Source organism: Bacillus cereus group sp. RP29, from assembly GCF_040459765.1.
GTDB classification, from domain to species: Bacteria; Bacillota; Bacilli; order Bacillales; family Bacillaceae_G; genus Bacillus_A; species Bacillus_A paranthracis.
Genome location: NZ_JARVHN010000001.1, coordinates 2,848,502 through 2,868,173 on the forward strand (window position 1 = coordinate 2,848,502; position 19,672 = coordinate 2,868,173).

A 19,672-nucleotide genomic window follows, 5' to 3' on the forward strand; every position below is an offset into this window, starting at 1 on the left:
TCAATATAGTACAAAAATAAAAAGCGAAAGAATAAATTCTCCCGCTTATTATATCAATAAATACATTTCATATTGTGCTAAAGAATTCTTTTCAAATCCAGTTTTCTTTAAAAACCCTTCTAGTAAATTGTTATTTGGAAATCCAATTGATAAACTTTCTAAATTCAACTCATCTCTTGCTACTTGTAATAATTTTGATCCAATACTACGATTTCTATACTCTTTGTCTACAAAAATAAAACTAATTTTACCTTGTTCATTTATACATATAGCACCTTTTAACTCATTATTGACATATGCGCCGTAAAATGAATTATTTGTTTTTTCAATATAGTCCATATCATTTTGCCAATTTATATGGAAGTGTAACCATTTCTGAATTTCAACTTTAAAAGCAGGGAATTCTAATTGTTTTACTTCAATTCCTTTACATTCTTTATGTATTATTTTAGTCATATCTTTTAAATTATAATAAGATAGATCGTACACTTTTTCATAGCCTAATTTATTATAAAAACGAATCGCTCGGTCATTACCTACAATGACTTCAAGAAAAAGTTGCTTACACTCATTTTGAAGCGCCTCTTCTTTATGCAGTTCAAATAACTTTTGACTCACACCAACACCACGATAATTCGGATGAACCGCTAATGTACCGCAGCGCATTGTTTTTATATTTTCATAATCCTTTATCCCACCAAGTATTACACCAACTGGCTTGTCACCGTCTAAAGAAAGAAACGAGTGTTCTAACGAATTCCCTTCAGCTCCAAAAAACCTTTTTATAAAATCTTCTTTTGAAACTTCCATCTTAATAATATAATCTGAAAACCCATCCCTAAAAGCTTCATACACTAAATCTATATTTATTTCACTGCATCTTTTATATTGAATCATATAAAATTATCCCCCACTTACTCGTGTTAAACTTAACGTTCAAATACATAAGATCTACTAGTCACATCATACTTTAATTTTGAATTCTACTGCTTAATTTGAAATGAACGGACACTTCCCTACATATCTATCACTATTAATTTGTTTTATAACAAACGGTGCAATATCGCCATTTTGTATTTTAATTCCTGGCATATCAACTAAACTCTCTTTTATACTTCCAATACCATTTCCCTCTATAACAAATGGTAATCTAACAATTGTCCAATCTACCTCACTATTTTGGATAATTTGTAATTCTTTATATTTATCTTGCATCATTTTTGGTAAAAACAATTTAAACAAAGTAGCTCCTATTTTATTTACAATTCCCTTCTGATCTCCCGTAACATTTAAAGAACCTCCGGAAATTAGAATATATCTTTTTATTTTAGACTCCTTCATCGCTTCTAAAATATGCTTCGTTACTGTACTAAAAATGTAAGATTCATTTTTCGGTTGACCTACTGCATTAATTACAGCACTACAACCTTGAAGTAAGTCTTGTATCGTTGAAAAGTTACGTGCATCCCCAATAATAGTCTCTATATTTTCATTTATTTTCTCTGTATTTGTAGAGTTTCTCGTTAATATTTTTACTTGATATCCCTTTTCTAACGCTTCATTTACAAGAATTTTTCCAGCTTTTCCGTTTGCACCCAAAATAGCTATTTTATTTGTACTTTCCAATATTAACCCCTCTTACTATCTATGATTTACTACATTAATCTCATATACACGTAAAAAAGCAATTAAATGCTCACACGCTCGTTCACATGCTAACATTTTAAAGATTTTTTGTTCCTCTTTCGTTTTATCATTTGCTTGATCTGAAGCAGCTTTTAAACATAAAAAAGGTTTTTTATTGATTTGACATACATAAGCAAAAGCTGCCACTTCTTGATCAACTGCCAATGCCCCATATACAGTATGGAGTAAATATCTCATTTCCGAACTACGGATACGTTGATCTCCAGATAAAAATGTCCCGAAATGAATCGGATCATACGATCGTATTTTTTTTATTCTTCTTACAAGTGATTTTGTTGTTTCAATAGGTGCTGTTCTACCATTATATAAGTTAAAAACATCTTCACCCGAACCAGCAGCAGTGACATCGTGTTGTATTGCGTTCAGTGCCACTACAATATGACCATTTTTCACCTTATTTGATAAACTCCCGCATATCCCTGTCATAAACAACTCATCCGGCTGAAACTCACTAATTAATAATTGTACACAACTAGCACAACTTACCTTCCCAACACCAGTTATAACTGAAATAATTTCCAGATCATTTATAGTATGAAAATGAAATTCCCAAGCGGCTTTTTTTTCAATGCGTTCACTTGGATAAGATTGATGCAAATACGTAAGTTCAGGTTCCCAAGCGGCTACGATTGCAATACGTTTCATTACAAACTTCACTTCCCTCACTGTCATTTAAATAATTTATCTATGCTTTCTCTTTTATAATCTGGAATCCACTCTTTATATTTCTCATATAAATTTCGTATTGTTTCTTTATTCTTCGAAATTACTTCACTTCCTCTATCATCATGCATAAACATGATAATATCTTTTGTTGCATTTATGAGAAATACATCTGGATAAGAAATTTCTTTTTTTGCGTCCTAAACGGGGATAAAGACCTGGTAAATCTTCATGATTCGCCGCTTTAATAAGTCGTTTATACTTTATATCACCAGCGAAATATTTTAATGAAAATTGATATGTACAATACAAGTCAGTTTCTTCATCTTCAAAAAAAAAGTGTGGATTTTTTACATTTCCCTTTTTAAGTCAATAAACATTTGCTATTAAAAACACTTTATCTTCTTTTGAAAATATATCTTCAAATAAGTGTTTATTATATGTATGGTACTAATGTAACCCCAGTAAATATTTCATTCATATATTCTTTTAACTGTATTTTATATTCTTTCTACTCTACAATTTCTTTTAACTGCCAATACGCATCTTCTAGCCAAGGGTGCAAAACTTTCAACGTGTCTTTTCTATCCCACAAATATGAAATATATGCAAAAGCTGCATGTTCTAAAGATTTTTCTAACCCCTTTTTTACTTCTACTAAGTATGGTGGTGTCCCATTTTGATCCCATTCTATTTTATCAGCAACAAATAACACTAAATCCATCTTCGTTGCATGTTTACGCAGTGTCGTATGGCAACAAATTGCATTTAAAGTCTCTTCATCATGCACTTTAAATATCTCTTTTGCGAGTACTCTAGAAAGTTTTTGATGAATAATCATTGGAAATTTTCGTTCTTCTTCTAATATCTCTATTCCGAATTCTTCAGCAACTACAATCCGTACTTCATTTGGAAAAATTGCACTAATATCATGTAAATATCCCGCAATTGTTGCCTTTTCTTCATTTACATGATACATAACCGCAATTTTACGAGACTCATTTGCCACTCGAATTGAATGTTTATATGTAACTTCTTTATTGTATTTTAATAGAAAAGCTTTTATATCAGTTTCAATCTTTCCAGTTGGAGTAAATGAATATATATCCTTATATAACATCGTAGTATGTCCCCTTCTTCCTAACTTTCAATATAACGTTGTATTTAAATATCCTTTTTATTTGTATTCGTTATAAATGTTGTAATCCCTTTTTTAATACGTTACATGAAATTTTATACAGAATCATCGCTACAAGTACATAAATGTTTGATATTATAGTAATGTTAATGATTTGTAAGGAAAGGAACTACATAATGAATAAAAATATATTAATTATTGATGACGATAAAGAAATTGTTGAATTACTTGCTGTTTATTTACGAAATGAAGGCTATAACATTTATAAAGCATATGATGGCGATGAAGCATTACAAATGATTTCTACATATGAAGTTGACCTTATGATTTTGGATATTATGATGCCAAAACGAAATGGATTGGAAGTTTGCCAAGAAGTTCGTGAAAATAATACTGTACCTATTCTTATGCTGAGTGCAAAAGCAGAAGATATGGATAAAATATTAGGACTTATGACAGGCGCTGATGATTATATGATTAAACCATTTAATCCATTAGAATTAGTAGCTAGAGTGAAAGCTTTGCTACGACGATCATCTTTCCAAAATGCCACTTCCCAAAAGAATGAAGATGGTATGATTCGCATTCGTTCTGCTGAAATACACAAACATAATCATACCGTGAAAGTAAATGGCGAATATATTAAGCTTACATCTATTGAATTTGATATTTTATATTTACTTGCGAGTAATACAGGAAGAGTATTTAGTTCTGAAGAAATATTTGAACGTGTTTGGAATGAAGATGGTTATGGTTCAAATAAAACTGTAATGGTCCACATTAGTAATTTACGAGATAAGCTTGAAACAGGAATGAACGGAGAAAAATTTATTCATACCGTTTGGGGAGTAGGCTATAAAATTGAGAAATGAAGCATTTGATATATTAAAAGATATCCCGAAATGGAAACTTATTTTTTGGCTCTTATTAGCTATTACACTCACTCCTATTACTGAATTAATTATATATCGCCTCGTTACGAGTGTAATTGAGAGTTCGCTTACGTTAAGCGAACTTGGTAAAGAATTCATTAGAATTTTTGGTTATGAAAAATATAAAGGAATAAAAGAATCTCTATGGATGATGATTGTCTCTTATTTATTTTTATTTTCTATTTTCTCATCCTACCTATACATTTTTTATCGTCATGAAAGAAAGCTTTACTATGAAACTTGTATAAAAAAAATGATAGAAGAGATTCGCTATATTGCAAATGGAAACTTCAATCATAAAGTTTCTATCGTAAACCATAATTATCTAGAAGAGTTAGCAAGCGGGGTTAATCAAATTGTTGAACAATTGAAAGTCTCGATTGATGAAGAAAGACAGGCAGAACAAGCAAAAAGCGAACTTATTACAAATGTATCGCATGATTTACGTACTCCACTTACCTCTATAGTTGGATACGTGAATTTAATCCACCATGATAATTATAGAGATGAAGTAGAATTACGGCATTATATACAAGTCATTTACGATAAAGTAACTCGTCTTAATGCATTAATGAATGATTTGTTTGAATATACACGTGTTCAAAATAAAGAATTAAGTTTATATTCTGTCCCTATTGATATTGTAGAACTTCTCGGACAATTAACCGTTCAATTTCGAATACAGCTTCAAGAGGCTAATATTGATTGTCGCCCCTTTTTCCCATCAAAGAAGTTAATGGTATTAGCTGATGGAGACAAATTAGTACGCGTATTTGAAAATCTAATTATTAATGCTATCGCTTACGGTAACGATGGTGATTATATTGATATTACTGCCTATGAAAGTAATAATATGATTGCAATCGATATAACCAATTACGGCCAACCTATTCCAAGTACCGATTTACCTCATATTTTCGAACGTTTTTATCGCGTTGAGAAATCGCGCTCTACAAACACTGGTGGATCTGGACTCGGATTGGCAATTGCAAAGAGTATTGTCGAATTGCATAAAGGAACAATTGAAGTGTATAGTGATGACAAAAAAACAACATTCACTGTAAAACTACAACCATATAAATGTTAATACAGCTTAATTTTAGGTCCAATTTCTTACGATATAAGAAATTGGACCTTTTATTTTCCAGTAACATCCAAAATTTAATAATCCTTTATAATTCTTTAGAAATTCTTTACCTTTTCTTTCTTCCTAATTAAGCATTCCTTTTTACAATATTATTATCGATGTCATAATAGGAGGATCGCTTATGCAATTCTTAAAAAAATTCACAATTTTATTATTATCTTTTGTTATTACTGCACTTATCGTTTTATATTTTTATCTTTATGTAAATGGCCCAATTATTCAAGCTAAATCAGCTATTTTAATAGATGCTCATTCAGGTGAAGTTGTTTATACAAAAAATGAAGAAACTCCTATACAATCGGCTACTTTATCTAAATTAATGACTGAATATATCACACTGGAACAACTAAATGAAGGAACTATACAGTTAGATGAAGTAGTACAAATAAGTAACGAAGTTTTCCGAGCAGAAACGAGTCCTATACAAGTAACTTCGAAAGATAAAACGACGGTTCGTGATTTACTTCATACACTGTTATTGACAGGAAATAATCGTTCCGCACTTGCCCTTGCAGAACACATCGCTGGAAACGAAGATAAATTCACACAGTTAATGAATGAAAAAGCAAAACACCTAAAGTTATCACAATCATCTCCGTTTCTAAACGCTACTGGAATGAATAACGATACAAATAAACTTTCAACTACAACAGCAATTGAAGTTGCTAAACTAGCAAAACAATTAGTAACAGACTTTCCAGATGTACTGAACGTTACAAAACTAACCTCTTACCAGTTCACCTTCAAAGATACGAAAGTTTTCAACACCAATAAAATGATATATTCCCTTAATAAAAACATTAAACACCAAGGTGTTGATGGCTTACAAACTAGTTTTTCAACTAATGGTAATTATAGTTTTGTCAGTACAGCAAAACGAGGAGATACTAGGCTTATTTCAGTAATATTAGACGCCGAAAATGAAAACAGCACTTTTATTGAAACAAAAAAGTTACTTCAGTACGGCTTTGATCCTTCTTCATACTCTGCACTCCAAGCTTTTAAAGATGCTGTTACATCTTGGGCAGTTTTGCTTCAGTTTAAAAATTTGATTATACAAACATTGTTGATTTTCTTCATTATAACAATTTTAATGTTCTTACATATACGTCAAAGAAAATCCGAGGATTTCAACTAGGAAATCTTCTTATATATAAAAAACGGCTTGCATTTACAGTGCAAGCCGTTTTCTAAATCTATAGTCCTCTCCCAATTAAATTCGCTGAAACAGGCTACAACTTCTTTCCTTGAAATACTTTTGAATACATTTTAAAATCATCAACTTGTACATATTCCTCTATACATTTAACCATGAACGATCACTTCTCTCCGATAAAGTTCTTCTTCAATTTGATTAATTATTTCATCTATAGATAAAGCTCCATCCAAAACAATATCTGAATTTGGCTTTACAGTATGAAGCGCCTCCAAATAGGCTTTTCTAGCATATGTTATATAATGCTTTAAATCATTATGTATTTCACTCATTGCATCTTCTTTAAAATCTCGCAAAATTCTTCTAGCCATCGCAATATCTAAAGGTGTATCGATAAATATGGTTACATCAATGAATTGTCGCATTTCACTATTTAAGTATGCAAAAGGATAATCTAAAATAATATAATCTACATTACTATCTCGTATAAGATGCTGAATATCCTTAATTAATGGTGTGAGTACCCATTCATTATAATTTGCTCCATCATCAATCCATTTACAAATATCTGCAGGACAATTATCAAAGGTGTAGCTATCAAAATATAGTGCTTTTGAATTCATTAACTTATGAGTTAACCCTTCTGTAACAGTAGTTTTACCTCCTCCTGAAACAGCTGCAATTGTAATGATTTTCGTCTTTTTATTCATCATTTTCCCCCAATCCCCTTTTAATTAACATAATTATAGAAAACAATTATATTTTAGCTCTCCATTCATATTCTAACATACTCATTTCCCATAAATTCCAATACGTTTCCCCTACTTTTTTTGAATCCCTTAATAAACCTTCTTTTACAAATCCTATTTTTTCATAACAAGAAATGGCGGACGTATTAAAATCATAAACACCAAGTGTTACTCTATGTAGTTTTAATTCTTCAAATGCAATATGAAGTACTGCTTTCATCATATGTTTCCCTATAGAACGTCCTCGCATTTTCGTATCACCAACTAGTACTTTTCCAATTCTTGCAGATTTATTTATATTGTCTATTTGTCCAAGTGAAATATGACCAATTACTTCTTTGCTCTCTTCATCTATTACTTTGAATGCAAGTGTATTTGTACTTTCTATATATTGTTCTAATTGCTGATCATTTAAAGGATATGTAAATGCATTTCCTGACCATTGTATTAAAAATTCTTCGGAATCAATCCAATTTATTAATTGTTTGAAATCGGATCTTTTTAAGGATTCTAATTTAATCAACTCCATTCTCCTTTCATACACCATTCTATATATCCTCAAACTTATTTCTATATATAGAATATATTCTCCTTTTATACGAAATGAAAATAAAGCCATTCATAAGAATGGCTTTACAAAAAACATAACCTAATTATGCTATGTTTCCTATGTTAACAATGGTTCAATCGCTTCAATTTTACAAACTGAAATAATTACTGTAACTACGCCAGCACTATTAGCAAGCTTTACAACATCACAAGTAACTGAAGAAACAGTTCCTGCATAATTATTAGTTCCTGTTGTAATACGCACTGATCTGTTTACTAACTTTCTCAGCTCATCTCTAATTCCTTGTACACAGCAACAGTCACATGCCTTATTTTGCTCTTCATGTTCTTTTTTACACTCTTCAAAAACATCCCAACAATCATCCTGTTTGCCTGAACACTGTTTACATGAACACTTTTTTCTAGAATTACTATAACGAGATCCCAAAATCTCACCCCCTAGTCATTTCTATTAATATAGTATGTCCACTAGCTTCAAAGTGTATGAGGCAAAAACATAGAAAAGAAAAAACAAACTTTTGTACTAAATCTTTTTATTTTAATTAAAAACTAATCCATTACCGTTTCTACCTTTAATTTAAACCCTTCATTTATGTACAATTCCCAAAAAAATCTCTTTAGTAATTGTATTTAAAAATTTTAAACTGGCCTCCAATAATTTGACGCCAGTATGTATCTATAGAAAATATGAGTTAAAGCTATTTTTTTAGAAAGATCTATCAAATTACTATTTAAATCTACTTCAAAACTTTCTTTCTATTACCAAAAAATATTCTATCTATTTGTTGTAATTTTTCCGCATTTACCGTTTCAAAAGTTATCCTATTTACATTTACTATTATTAATAAGTAGCATAGGAGGTGTAAATAGAATGTCTTGTATTGTTACAGGTTTAACTCAGCCTCTTTGTTTAACGCTTGTTTATAATGTTTCATCGGGTATACTAATATCTTCTACTGTTGATTGTGGAAGTTGTACTCTAGAAACGGAATTCGATTATACTAGTAAGAATCTAGTTATTAGAGTGCCATTTACTGGTGAAGGTACTCTTATATTCAATGACAAATTCCAGGCAAGTTGCGTTACAACGAATTTAACTCAACCTTAGTCCAAGTAATTTTTCAGAGGAAATAGAAGTATAACTTCTACTTCCTCTCTCACCCTCCTAAATTAATAAACAAAACCTAAACTTTTTTTCCATATTAAATTTACAATTTAAAACATGTTGTACAATATTTTTTATTTCTACACTTTAACCTAATTTATTAACTCTTCCCCAAAATCGAACCCCCTACATTTCATTTCCTATTAATAGAAAAGGAGGTTAAAATACAATGCCTTGTGTTTTACCAGGATTAACTCAGCCAGTTTGCTTAACCATTGTTTACAATATTTTATCTGGCACACTAATATCTTCTTCGATCAATTGCGGCGAATGTGAACAGGAAATTGGATTTGATTATATGAGTAAGAACCTAACAATTAAAATGCCATTCACCGTTGAAGGCTCAATTACATTTAATGATAAGTTTTTAGCTAGTTGCATTACAACGAACATAACTCAACCTTAATTAGATTTATAAATTTTTAAGAGAAGTGGAATTCCCTTTATATTAGTCATTTTAGACATACAAAATACTTAAAAAGTTAGATATATAAACCGTCTCATTGTTTAACTTCCATCTTCCGTTTCCTCACTTTTCTACCTTAATATTTCCACTCTTCTTTTTATCTTCTACTCTTCACTTATATTAGTAAATACAAAAATGAGCTCTAATTAAATAGAGCTCATTCCGAGTTTTATAATTTACTAGACTGCAACCCCTGAATAAACGGAACTACCTCAGGATTCACAAGTGACGATAAATCACCTAATTCTTTCCCTAAATAAGCAGCTTTAATGACACGTCGCATTACTTTAGAATTACGCGTTTTCGGTAAATCTTCTACAATGTGAATATCTTTTGGACATAATGCTTTTCCAATATGAGAGTTTACTAAACTCATTAATTCTTTCTTTAATTCACCTGAGAATGTTACATTGTCTCTTAATACTACAAAACAATGACAAACTTCACCTTTTACATCATCTGGTACACCAATCGCAGCAGCTTCTATGACATCATTATGCTTCACAAGAATAGATTCATATTCAGCAGGTCCAATGCGTTTTCCAGCAATGTTTAGCGTATCATCTGAGCGTCCTGTAATAATATATTGTTCACCATCATAAACAACCCAGTCACCATGAACCCACTTATTTTCAAAACGTGACCAATATGTGTTCACATAACGCTCATCATCTTCCCAGAAACTTTTCGTCATACCAACCCAAGGTTTCTCTAAACATAATTCTCCAACTTCATCACGAATCGGATTGCCCTGATCATCGAGCACAACCGCTGCCATTCCTGGTAAAGAAGCGTTAAAGCTAATCGGTGCAATTGGTTTAATAAGGACGTTTCCGAAAATCCCACCAGAAATTTCAGTCCCGCCTGAATAGTTACAAATTGGTACATTACTTTTTCCAACCGTTTCAAATAGCCACATCCAAGGATCTGGATTCCAAGGCTCACCTGTTGAGGCGAATACTTCTAAACTCTTAAGCGAATGTTTATTTACATACTCATCACCTTTTGCCATTAACGCACGAATTAATGTTGGTGATATACCGAGATGTGTAATTTTATATTTATCAACTGTCTCCCATAAACGATCTGCCTCTGGGAAGTCCGGAACACCTTCATACATAACCATCGTTGCTCCATTAATAAGAGAACCGAATAGTAAAAATGGTCCCATCATCCATCCCATATCTGTTACCCATAATACGCGGTCACCTTGTTTAATATTCATTCCGAACCCCGCATCAAAAGCTGCCTTTAAGGGAAATCCAGCATGAGTATGTACTGTCCCTTTCGGTTTTCCAGTTGTACCTGATGTATAAATGAGCATTAATGGATCATCACTATGCATTTCTTCAGCATGTACAAATGGCTTTTCTTTTTCTAACGTACTCCATGAGAAATCATAATTATGCGGTGTAAAATCATTTCCTGCATGACGCACGATAACAACTTTTTCAACAGTTGGACAATGCTCACAAGCCTTATCTACTTCGTCTTTTAATGAAACAACTTTACCTCGGCGTGAAAAACCATCTGCAGTAATAATCATTTTAGATCCTGCCGCTTGCACGCGTGTCATGACTGCATCAGACGCAAATCCTGAGAATATTGGTGAAATAATTGCTCCGATTTTCATTACAGCTAGCATCGCAACAACTGTTTCTGGAATCATCGGCATATAAATTGTGACACGGTCACCATTTTCAATACCCGCATGTTTCAAACCGTTTGCAACGCGACTTACCCAGCTATCAAGCTCTTCATATGTAAATGATTTTGAAGTTCCATTTTCCCCTTCATACTGAAGTGCTGGTTGTGTTCTTGTTTCATCGTCTGCAAGCCAGCGTGATAAAACCGATTCTACAACATTACATGTTCCGCCATTATACCACTGTGCAAACGGCGTACCATTTTCTAAATCTAGCACTTCTGTATAAGGTTTCATCCATTGATAGCCAACTGCTTTCTCAGCTTCTCCCCAAAACCAAGCTGTTTCTTCGATTGACTTTTTATAAAACGTTTCATAATCTTCATAGCCCAATGATTTCATCCAACCATATAAACGCGTTTTTTCTTTATACTCTTCTGTTGGAAACCAAACTGCTTGTTTCAATGTTTTCCCCTCCTTGACTTTTTGAGCAAGAAAGCCCTAAATAGGGCTTTTAAACTGGATAAACCGGATGTTTACGATCCGTAAATACTTGATATTTGCTCATATACATTTCGAATCGTCCTTTTAACTCTTCTCTTAAATTGTTTGGATGAACAATACCATCAATGACCATCTCTGATGCTAAATGGTAAATATCAATATCCTTCTTATACTCTTCGCGTTTTTCAGCAATGAAGCTATCACGCTCTTCTTCTGGTAAAGCTGCAATCTTATTTGCATATACAGCATTGACCGCGGCTTCTGGACCCATTACCGCAATAGAAGCTGTCGGTAATGCTAGGCAGCAATCTGGCTCAAAGGCTGGACCTGCCATCGCATATAAACCAGCACCATATGCTTTACGAACAACGATAGAAATTTTCGGTACAGTTGCTTCACTCATTGCGGAAATCATTTTTGCACCGTGACGAATAATACCAGCACGTTCTACTTTTGTACCAATCATAAATCCAGGTACATCTGCAAGGAACAATAACGGAATATGATATGCATCGCATAAATTAATAAACTTCGCTGCTTTATCAGCTGAATCGTGGAATAATACGCCGCCTTTCATTCGCGGTTGATTTGCAATAATACCTACTGGCTTACCATCAATACGTGCTAAACCTGTAATGAGTTCTTGAGCAAATAATTTTTTCACTTCATAGAAAGAACCTTCATCAATAACTCTATTAATAAGATCTTTCATATTGAAAGGAGCATTTTGATTTTCTGGAATGATTTCTTCTAACGTTTTATCGAATTGTTTCGGTTCTTGAGGTGTAACCAATGGAGTCTTTTCTAAGTAGTTATTTGGAAAATATGAAATGTATTGTCTTGCTTGTGTAATTGCATCTTCTTCTGTCTTACATAAAACATCTCCGCATCCTGATACAGAGCAATGCATACGAGCTCCGCCCATCTCTTCTAAAGTTACCTTCTCACCGATAACCATCTCAGCCATACGAGGAGATCCTAAATACATAGATGCATTTCCTTCTACCATTATTACAACGTCACAAAAGGCTGGAATATAAGCACCACCAGCTGCAGAAGGTCCAAATAATAAGCATACTTGCGGGACTTTACCTGATAATTTCACTTGATTATAGAAGATTCTTCCTGCCCCGCGGCGCCCTGGGAACATTTCAACTTGATCAGTAATACGCGCCCCAGCAGAGTCAACTAAATAAAATAAAGGAACACGTAATTTTTCTGCCGTTTCTTGAATACGTAAAATCTTTTCAACTGTACGTGCGCCCCATGAACCAGCCTTTACCGTAGAATCATTTGCCATTACGCATGCAGTACGACCATGTATTTTACCCGTTGCAGTTATAACACCATCAGCAGGTAATCCTGTTTGTTCACAATTTGCAAATAATGCATCTTCTACATATTCACCATTATCAAATAAAAGAGCTAAGCGAGCTCGAACGAATAGTTTACCTTTCGCTTTGTTTTGTTCATGATATTTTGGTGCGCCGCCTTGTTTAATCGTTTCAACTCGTTCTTCAAATGTATTCGATTGTTGTTTTTGGTCTAACATATTTACTCCCCCTTATACATTGGTGTGCGTTTTTCCTTGAATGCCTGTAATCCTTCTAATCTATCTTTCGTATGGATTACACCTTCATACGCTTGTTTTTCCATTTGTAATCCGGTATGTAAATCAACTTGAATACCGTTTGAAATTGCTTCTTTCGCTAATCGAACAGCAATCGGACCATTACTAGCAATTTTCTCTGCTATTTCAATCGCTTTCTCTTCAAGTAAATGAGGTGGTACAACAAATTCTACTAGACCATATTCTTTCGCTTCTTGTGCTGAAATACGTCTACCTGTATAAATTAATTCTTTCGCTCTACCAACACCAATTAATCTTGGCAAACGCTGCGTACCACCTGCTCCTGGTATAATTGCAAGTGTAGTTTCAGTAAGACCAAGACTTGCAGATTCAGCCGCAATTCTAAAATCACAAGCTAAACATAATTCCGTACCACCACCAAGTGCGATTCCATTTATAGCAGCAATAACTGGCTGTGGTAATTGTTCAACCATTTCCATAGTAGTACGAATCATACTAACAGCATGACGAACTTGTTCTTCATTCATGTCAGCACGTTCTTTTAAATCAGCACCAGCACAAAACGCTTTTTCACCAGCACCTGTTAAAATAACTACACGAGTATTTGCCTCTTCATTTATTTGAGTTAATATGTTTTGTAACTCTTCTAATAACGCTAAAGATAATGAGTTTGCTTGTCTTTCACGATTTAATGAAATCTTTACAACGTGCGGTGTTACATAATCAACTGAAATGTTTTGTAATTGTAGCATCTTCTCACCTACTTATCGTTTTATGTTGAAGCGCTCTATACACATGACTCGGTAATTGGATATTTAATTTACTTTGAATAAATTGACTCGCTCTCAATAGCTTCTCTTCATCAATATTCGTTTGGACCCCTAACTTATGGAGCATATGAACTAAGTCATCAGTTGCAACATTACCTGATGCTCCTGGTGCATATGGACAGCCGCCAAGGCCACCACAAGAACTATCAAATGTTGTAATACCATATTCTAAAGACTTTACTACATTCGCAAGAGCCATTCCGTACGTATTATGGAAGTGCATTGCAAACTGCGAAGCATCATATTTCTTTAATAAATGCTCTAAAACTTGCTCTACTTGTAGTGGATTTGCTACTCCGATTGTGTCGCCAAGAGATACTTCATAAATGCCGTATGAAAATAGTTGATCACATAATTCGTCAACTGCTATGACGCTTATATCCCCTTCATAAGGACATCCAAATACAGTAGAAACATAGCCTCTTACTTTTTTCCCTTCGAATAATGCCTGTTTTGTTATATCTTCAATTACAACTAATGCTTCTTTAATTGATTTATTAATATTACTTTTATTATGAGATTCACTTGCTGATAAAAAAACATTCACCTCATCTACATTTTGCAAAAAAGCTCGTTCCAAACCATTTTGATTTGGAACAAGCGCTGCATATGTAACATTGGGATCCCTTTTCAGCTCTGAAAACACATCATTTGCATCTGCTAATGCAGGGACCCATTTAGGGTGAACGAATGAGGAAACTTCAACGTACGATAATCCCGCCTCTGTAAGTAGTTGGATCCATTTTACTTTATCTTTTGTGCCAACAATCTTTTTTTCATTTTGTAAGCCATCACGTGGCCCGACTTCTTTAATGACAGCAAAATTAGGTAGTTTCAATTCGCTTCCCCCTATATCTCCCTATTCAATTTCTAGTAATACATCTCCTTCATTTACAAAATCGCCTTCTTGCACATTAATTTTCATAACTGTGCCAGCTTCTTCTGAAACGATTGGAATTTCCATTTTCATAGATTCCAAAATGACGACATCTTGCTCTTCCTCTACTGTATCTCCTACTCCTACAACAATCTTCCATACATTTCCTGCCATCGATGCATATACTTTCGTCATCATTTTTTCCCCCTTAGTATTGTTAAATCTTATTTTTTAACAAGTTGTTTCGTTACAAAACCCGTTGTATAAATACCACTTTTGAACACATCATCTTCCAATACTTGAAGCAGCATTGGCGTGTTCGTTTTAATACCTTCTACTTTTAATTCTTCTAGAGCATCATGTAATTTCGAAATTGCTTCTTCACGCGTTTCACCATGAGCAATGACTTTCGCAATCATTGGATCATAGAAAGGTGTAATCGTTACTTGATTCTCCAAAAAGTGATCAATACGTACATTTGTCGGAAGCGTTAAATTTGTAATTTTCCCAGGTGATGGGAAGAAAGTTTTCGGATCTTCTGCATAAATACGTGCCTCAATGGCATGACCACTACGTTTTACATCATCTTGTGTAAACGATAATTTTTCACCACATGCAATTAGAAGTTGTTGTTCTACAAGATCTAAACCAGTAATTTCTTCTGTAACTGGATGCTCTACTTGTAATCTCGTATTCATCTCTAAGAAATAGAAGTTCTTCTGATCATCTACTAGAAATTCAACTGTACCAGCATTTGTGTATCCTAGAGCTTTGGCAGCTTGTACAGCAACTTCACCCATCGCTTTTCGTGTACCTTCATCTAAAAATGGTGAAGGTGCTTCTTCAATTACTTTTTGATTTCGGCGCTGTACTGAACATTCACGCTCCCATAAATACACTGTGTTACCATGTGTATCTGCCAAAAGCTGAATTTCAATATGATGTGCATCTGCAATATAGCGCTCTAAATACATTTCTCCGTTACCGAAGAAGTTTTGTGCTCTCGTTTTGTTGCTTTCAAATGCTTTGGTGAGCGTTTGCTCAGTTTCCATCAACTGCATTCCAATGCCTCCGCCGCCTGCGGATGCCTTCAACATTAATGGGTAACCAATTTGTTTAGCAATTTCAATTGCTTCTTCAGCAGTTTCAATATTTGTAGTAATACCCGGAACTACTGGCACATCTGCAGCTTGCATCGCAATACGTGATTCGATTTTACTTCCCATCTTCGTAATGATTTCTTCTGATGGACCGATAAATACGATTCCTTCTTCTTTACAACGAACCGGAAAAGATGGATTCTCAGATAATAATCCATACCCCGGATGGATTGCTTCAGCATTTGTCTTCTTAGCTATTTCAATAATTTTTTCAAGGTTTAAATAGCTTTCTTGGACACGCGGCCCACCTACTAAGTAAGCTTCATTTGCCATTTTTACATGCAAGGCATTTTCATCTGCCTCAGAATAAATAGCAACAGTGCGAATGCCAAGTTTTTGACAAGTTTTCATAATACGAACTGCAATTTCCCCGCGATTAGCAATTAATATTTTTTGAAACATAGTGATTCCTCCTTTTTATCTACACCCTAAATGTCTAGCAATTACGAGACGTTGAATTTCAGAAGTTCCTTCACCAATTTCTAATAGTTTTGCATCACGAATATGTCGTTCTACTTCATATTCACGCATATAGCCATATCCACCGTGAATTTGTACTGCTTGATTTGCAATACGGCTTGCTACTTCAGATGCGAAAAGTTTTGCCATAGCCGCTTCTTTACCGAAAGGTTTATCGTTATCTTTTAACCAAGCTGCTTTATGTACTAAATTACGCGCTAGCTCTACTTCAGTTGCCATATCAGCTAATTTAAATTGAATCGCTTGGAAATTAGAAATTGATTTTCCAAATTGTTGACGTTCTTTCGCATATTGCAATGCACGTTCAAATGCAGATTGCGCAATACCAACAGCTAATGCTGCAATTGAAATACGTCCTCCATCAAGTGTATATAAGAATTGTTTAAATCCTTTATTTACATCACCAAGAATATTTTCTTTCGGTACACGTACACCATCAAGTACGATTTCACAAGTATTAGAAGCACGTACTCCCATCTTATCGTAAGGGCTTGAGATCGTTAACCCTTCACTAGTAGTCGGTACGATAAATGCAGAAATACGTTTTCTACCATTCTCTTCAACACCGTTGACAGCGGTTACAATAATGGTATTTGCATACTCTGCATTTGTAATCCAACACTTCTCACCACTAATAACATACTCGTCTCCGTCTAATATAGCTTTCGTTTGTGTGCCACCTGCATCAGATCCAGCATTTGGCTCAGTTAGTCCGAAAGCACCTAAAGTTTTGCCTGATGCCATTGGAACTAAATATTTCTGTTTTTGTTCTTCTGTACCGAAATAATAAATTGGAGAAGCACCTAATGAAATTGTTGCAGCGTAACTTAATCCTGTCCCACCACAAGCACGACCAATTTCTTCAACTGCTAACGCGTACGATACTGTATCGCCACCTGAACCTCCATACTCTTCTGGGAATGGGATGCCTAATAATCCTAGTTCGCCCATTTTTTGAAATGTTTCATATGGAAACTCTGCAGTTTTGTCATAATATACAGCTTTCGGTGCGATTTCCTTTTCAGCAAAGTCACGTACCATTTCTTTAATCATTTGTTTTTCGCGAGTTAGAGTAAATTCCATTCCGCTACACACCCCTTATCGAATATTGAGTTTCGACAGCGTGCGAGTTTCTACTACAAACATTACGAATGAAAAGACAAGAACATTAGTTAGATAATTGTTATAATTCTGTCATAATTTAATTTTAAAACAGATTCTGTACTAACGCACAAAAAAATTCCTACATTGTTCTACAACAACATAGGAGTTTTCTTGTCGAATTATGTAATTTTATGTTTAATAATCTCTACCTTTACCTGAATCTGAAATCTCTACTAAAGCTTCAGGATATGGTTCGAAATATGTTTGTCTTAATAAATACTTTTCATCAAATCGAAGAGCCCATGATTTTAAAATTGCAAGTAAGCTACTAAGCGGAATTTTCTTTTCTATATACTTTTGTATTAAATTTAAAAAATGATCTTTTTCTTGTTTTTTCAGCTTTGTTTTAAAGTATCCAAAAATATGCTCACATACATTTACATTTGATGTATAGCGGGGTGTGCGCATAAATAATTCATATAAAGTCTTCTCATAATTTTCAAATACAACTTCAATCTTTTCATTTTTATGATTTGCAATTATACGCCCTAATTCCTTTTGTTTCACCTGATTATATGCCATAAATAAATATTTATTATCCGACTGAAACGATACAAGATCTTTCATATTTTTATTATGTTTAATCATCTTGTAATATGCGATTGTAAATAGCCTTGTAAAGAAATGCTCTCTAATAATAAAATTCGACAATCTGCCTTCCTCTTCAATAGGAAGATGCGAAAATTTTTTTATTACTGCTCCGCCAAATAAGCCTGGTCCCTTTCCTTTTGCTGGCGCTTTTTCAAAACTAGAATAAATTTTCACATCACGCGTACCACAACTTGGTGAACGATTCTTTAAAATAAAACCATCCACATCCGATATCATTTGTAAAAAGTCATTTGAAAACTGCTCCATTTTTTCAGTTACATCTTCTCGTGTTGACGGTTGCACAAGTCTATTCTCACCATTTTCTTCTACAATTCGTATCGTTTCACGAGGAGTCCCTAATCCAATCTCGACTTCTGGACAAACAGGTATAAATGTAACAAATGGCTGCAAATTTCGTATTGTTACATCCGGAATCATCTCTCCATTATAACGACAAGCATCAAACTCTAAACATTTACTTACAACGATTGTAGGTTTTGCAAATTGTCGCATTTCATTACCTCCTTAATGCTAGTCCGTATAATATAAATTGTACTAATATTAACATTTTAAGCAAAGTTTGATTCCTTTAATTTTATAATTGCAAATATAGCAAATGATATATTTGCAATCATTCAACTCTATTTTCTATAAATGCGCCCTCTATAATAACGGTTTAAATACTGTGAAACGAATAATATACACATACTCTGGAGAAATTAACACGTAAGAAAGGAGGGATCGTTATGAAGAAGAAATTATCATCTATTGTATGTGTTTTAGCACTTTCTATTATGTTTTTAGGTACATCTGCCCATGCTGAATACGATGGAACTAATATGAATAGAGTTAATAACACTGACATTTCAACTCGAGTGAATGACAATAACTTAGACAGAGTTAATAATGATGTAAGAACTCGAAATGTAAATACAACAAATGATTTAAATGATAATCGTGATAGAAATAATAATTGGGCTTGGCTCGGTTTATTAGGACTAGCAGGATTATTAGGTCTTAGAAGAAGAGACAAAGAAGTACGTTAATTTAGAATGTTTTTAGTAAACAAGTACTTATTTATCAAAAATATAACAAATATAAATCGCCTTTTTAAAGGCGATTTATTATTTTACTTAA

20 protein-coding genes and 2 pseudogenes are annotated in these 19,672 nt (G+C 33.5%); 5 read left to right on the plus strand and 17 right to left on the minus strand.

Annotated elements, in window-relative coordinates; translation table 11 throughout:
- Positions 1-48: 48 nt before the first annotated feature.
- From QCI47_RS15220 to yqeK, 5 genes and pseudogenes are all read right to left on the minus strand, one after another.
- Entirely contained in the window at positions 49-897 is an 849-nt protein-coding gene (locus QCI47_RS15220) for a GNAT family N-acetyltransferase (RefSeq protein WP_309422715.1), read from the minus strand.
- 93 nt (positions 898-990) lie between these two features.
- On the minus strand, positions 991-1,626 hold the full coding sequence (locus tag QCI47_RS15225) for an SDR family oxidoreductase (RefSeq protein ID WP_000446321.1): 636 nt from the start codon (positions 1,624-1,626) through the stop codon (positions 991-993).
- Positions 1,627-1,641: 15 nt separating this feature from the next.
- The gene (locus QCI47_RS15230; RefSeq protein WP_000218296.1) at positions 1,642-2,379 is read right to left on the minus strand and encodes a phosphorylase family protein; all 738 of its coding nucleotides are present in this window, start codon (positions 2,377-2,379) and stop codon (positions 1,642-1,644) included.
- A pseudogene (locus QCI47_RS15235) lies at positions 2,376-2,869 on the minus strand (DUF3885 domain-containing protein). The gene QCI47_RS15230 and the pseudogene QCI47_RS15235 overlap by 4 nt, the downstream one beginning before the upstream one ends.
- Positions 2,870-2,881: 12 nt before the next feature.
- A complete protein-coding gene (gene yqeK, locus QCI47_RS15240; RefSeq protein ID WP_000965871.1) occupies positions 2,882-3,490 on the minus strand; it encodes a bis(5'-nucleosyl)-tetraphosphatase (symmetrical) YqeK in 609 nt (202 codons plus the stop codon).
- 194 nt (positions 3,491-3,684) lie between these two features.
- On the opposite strand from yqeK, the gene QCI47_RS15245 reads away from it, so the two are divergent.
- The 3 genes from QCI47_RS15245 to QCI47_RS15255 all read left to right on the plus strand — a co-directional run bounded on the left by QCI47_RS15245 (position 3,685) and on the right by QCI47_RS15255 (position 6,725).
- The gene (locus tag QCI47_RS15245) at positions 3,685-4,380 is read left to right on the plus strand and encodes a response regulator transcription factor (RefSeq protein ID WP_001038815.1); all 696 of its coding nucleotides are present in this window, start codon (positions 3,685-3,687) and stop codon (positions 4,378-4,380) included.
- Complete coding sequence (locus tag QCI47_RS15250) at positions 4,370-5,527, plus strand: sensor histidine kinase (protein WP_001243301.1); 1,158 nt, start codon at positions 4,370-4,372, stop codon at positions 5,525-5,527. The genes QCI47_RS15245 and QCI47_RS15250 overlap by 11 nt, the downstream gene beginning before the upstream one ends.
- Positions 5,528-5,708: 181 nt before the next feature.
- The gene (locus QCI47_RS15255) at positions 5,709-6,725 is read left to right on the plus strand and encodes a D-alanyl-D-alanine carboxypeptidase family protein (RefSeq protein ID WP_076868860.1); all 1,017 of its coding nucleotides are present in this window, start codon (positions 5,709-5,711) and stop codon (positions 6,723-6,725) included.
- 100 nt (positions 6,726-6,825) lie between these two features.
- On the opposite strand, the pseudogene QCI47_RS15260 reads toward QCI47_RS15255, so the two are convergent.
- From QCI47_RS15260 to exsK, 4 genes and pseudogenes are all read right to left on the minus strand, one after another.
- A pseudogene (locus tag QCI47_RS15260) lies at positions 6,826-6,900 on the minus strand (alpha/beta hydrolase); the annotation flags it as partial.
- Complete coding sequence (locus QCI47_RS15265) at positions 6,893-7,453, minus strand: nucleoside/nucleotide kinase family protein (protein ID WP_002163645.1); 561 nt, start codon at positions 7,451-7,453, stop codon at positions 6,893-6,895. The pseudogene QCI47_RS15260 and the gene QCI47_RS15265, both read right to left, overlap by 8 nt.
- 46 nt (positions 7,454-7,499) lie before the next feature.
- Entirely contained in the window at positions 7,500-8,039 is a 540-nt protein-coding gene (locus QCI47_RS15270) for a GNAT family N-acetyltransferase (RefSeq protein ID WP_002163646.1), read from the minus strand.
- A 120-nt stretch (positions 8,040-8,159) separates the two neighbouring features.
- Positions 8,160-8,489, minus strand: a complete 330-nt coding sequence (gene exsK, locus QCI47_RS15275) for an exosporium protein ExsK (protein WP_000535712.1) — start codon at positions 8,487-8,489, stop codon at positions 8,160-8,162.
- 907 nt (positions 8,490-9,396) lie between these two features.
- On the opposite strand from exsK, the gene QCI47_RS15280 reads away from it, so the two are divergent.
- Positions 9,397-9,633: a hypothetical protein gene (locus tag QCI47_RS15280; RefSeq protein ID WP_001112247.1), complete on the plus strand. Its 237-nt coding sequence runs from the start codon at positions 9,397-9,399 to the stop codon at positions 9,631-9,633.
- Positions 9,634-9,862: 229 nt separating this feature from the next.
- Here QCI47_RS15280 and QCI47_RS15285 read toward each other — a convergent pair whose 3' ends face one another.
- The 8 genes from QCI47_RS15285 to QCI47_RS15320 all read right to left on the minus strand — a co-directional run bounded on the left by QCI47_RS15285 (position 9,863) and on the right by QCI47_RS15320 (position 19,048).
- Positions 9,863-11,803 (minus strand): AMP-binding protein, encoded by a 1,941-nt coding sequence (locus QCI47_RS15285; RefSeq protein ID WP_309422716.1) that lies wholly within the window; start codon positions 11,801-11,803, stop codon positions 9,863-9,865.
- 49 nt (positions 11,804-11,852) lie between these two features.
- On the minus strand, positions 11,853-13,394 hold the full coding sequence (locus QCI47_RS15290; RefSeq protein WP_309422717.1) for an acyl-CoA carboxylase subunit beta: 1,542 nt from the start codon (positions 13,392-13,394) through the stop codon (positions 11,853-11,855).
- A gap of 2 nt (positions 13,395-13,396) precedes the next feature.
- Positions 13,397-14,185 carry an enoyl-CoA hydratase gene (locus QCI47_RS15295; protein ID WP_098671552.1) on the minus strand — a complete coding sequence of 263 codons (789 nt, stop codon included), beginning with the start codon at positions 14,183-14,185 and terminating at the stop codon, positions 13,397-13,399.
- A 4-nt stretch (positions 14,186-14,189) separates the two neighbouring features.
- A complete protein-coding gene (gene mvaB, locus QCI47_RS15300) occupies positions 14,190-15,101 on the minus strand; it encodes a hydroxymethylglutaryl-CoA lyase (protein ID WP_088314707.1) in 912 nt (303 codons plus the stop codon).
- Between the two features lie 21 nt (positions 15,102-15,122).
- A complete protein-coding gene (locus QCI47_RS15305) occupies positions 15,123-15,338 on the minus strand; it encodes an acetyl-CoA carboxylase biotin carboxyl carrier protein subunit (protein ID WP_001985297.1) in 216 nt (71 codons plus the stop codon).
- Between the two features lie 26 nt (positions 15,339-15,364).
- The gene (locus QCI47_RS15310; protein WP_000486740.1) at positions 15,365-16,702 is read right to left on the minus strand and encodes an acetyl-CoA carboxylase biotin carboxylase subunit; all 1,338 of its coding nucleotides are present in this window, start codon (positions 16,700-16,702) and stop codon (positions 15,365-15,367) included.
- A 15-nt stretch (positions 16,703-16,717) separates the two neighbouring features.
- A complete protein-coding gene (locus QCI47_RS15315; protein ID WP_309422718.1) occupies positions 16,718-17,863 on the minus strand; it encodes an acyl-CoA dehydrogenase in 1,146 nt (381 codons plus the stop codon).
- A 216-nt stretch (positions 17,864-18,079) separates the two neighbouring features.
- A complete protein-coding gene (locus QCI47_RS15320; RefSeq protein WP_001248634.1) occupies positions 18,080-19,048 on the minus strand; it encodes a YbgA family protein in 969 nt (322 codons plus the stop codon).
- 233 nt (positions 19,049-19,281) lie between these two features.
- Here QCI47_RS15320 and QCI47_RS15325 point away from each other — a divergent pair, with 233 nt between their 5' ends.
- A complete protein-coding gene (locus tag QCI47_RS15325) occupies positions 19,282-19,581 on the plus strand; it encodes a WGxxGxxG family protein (RefSeq protein ID WP_353811845.1) in 300 nt (99 codons plus the stop codon).
- The last annotated feature ends 91 nt before the right edge of the window (positions 19,582-19,672 follow it).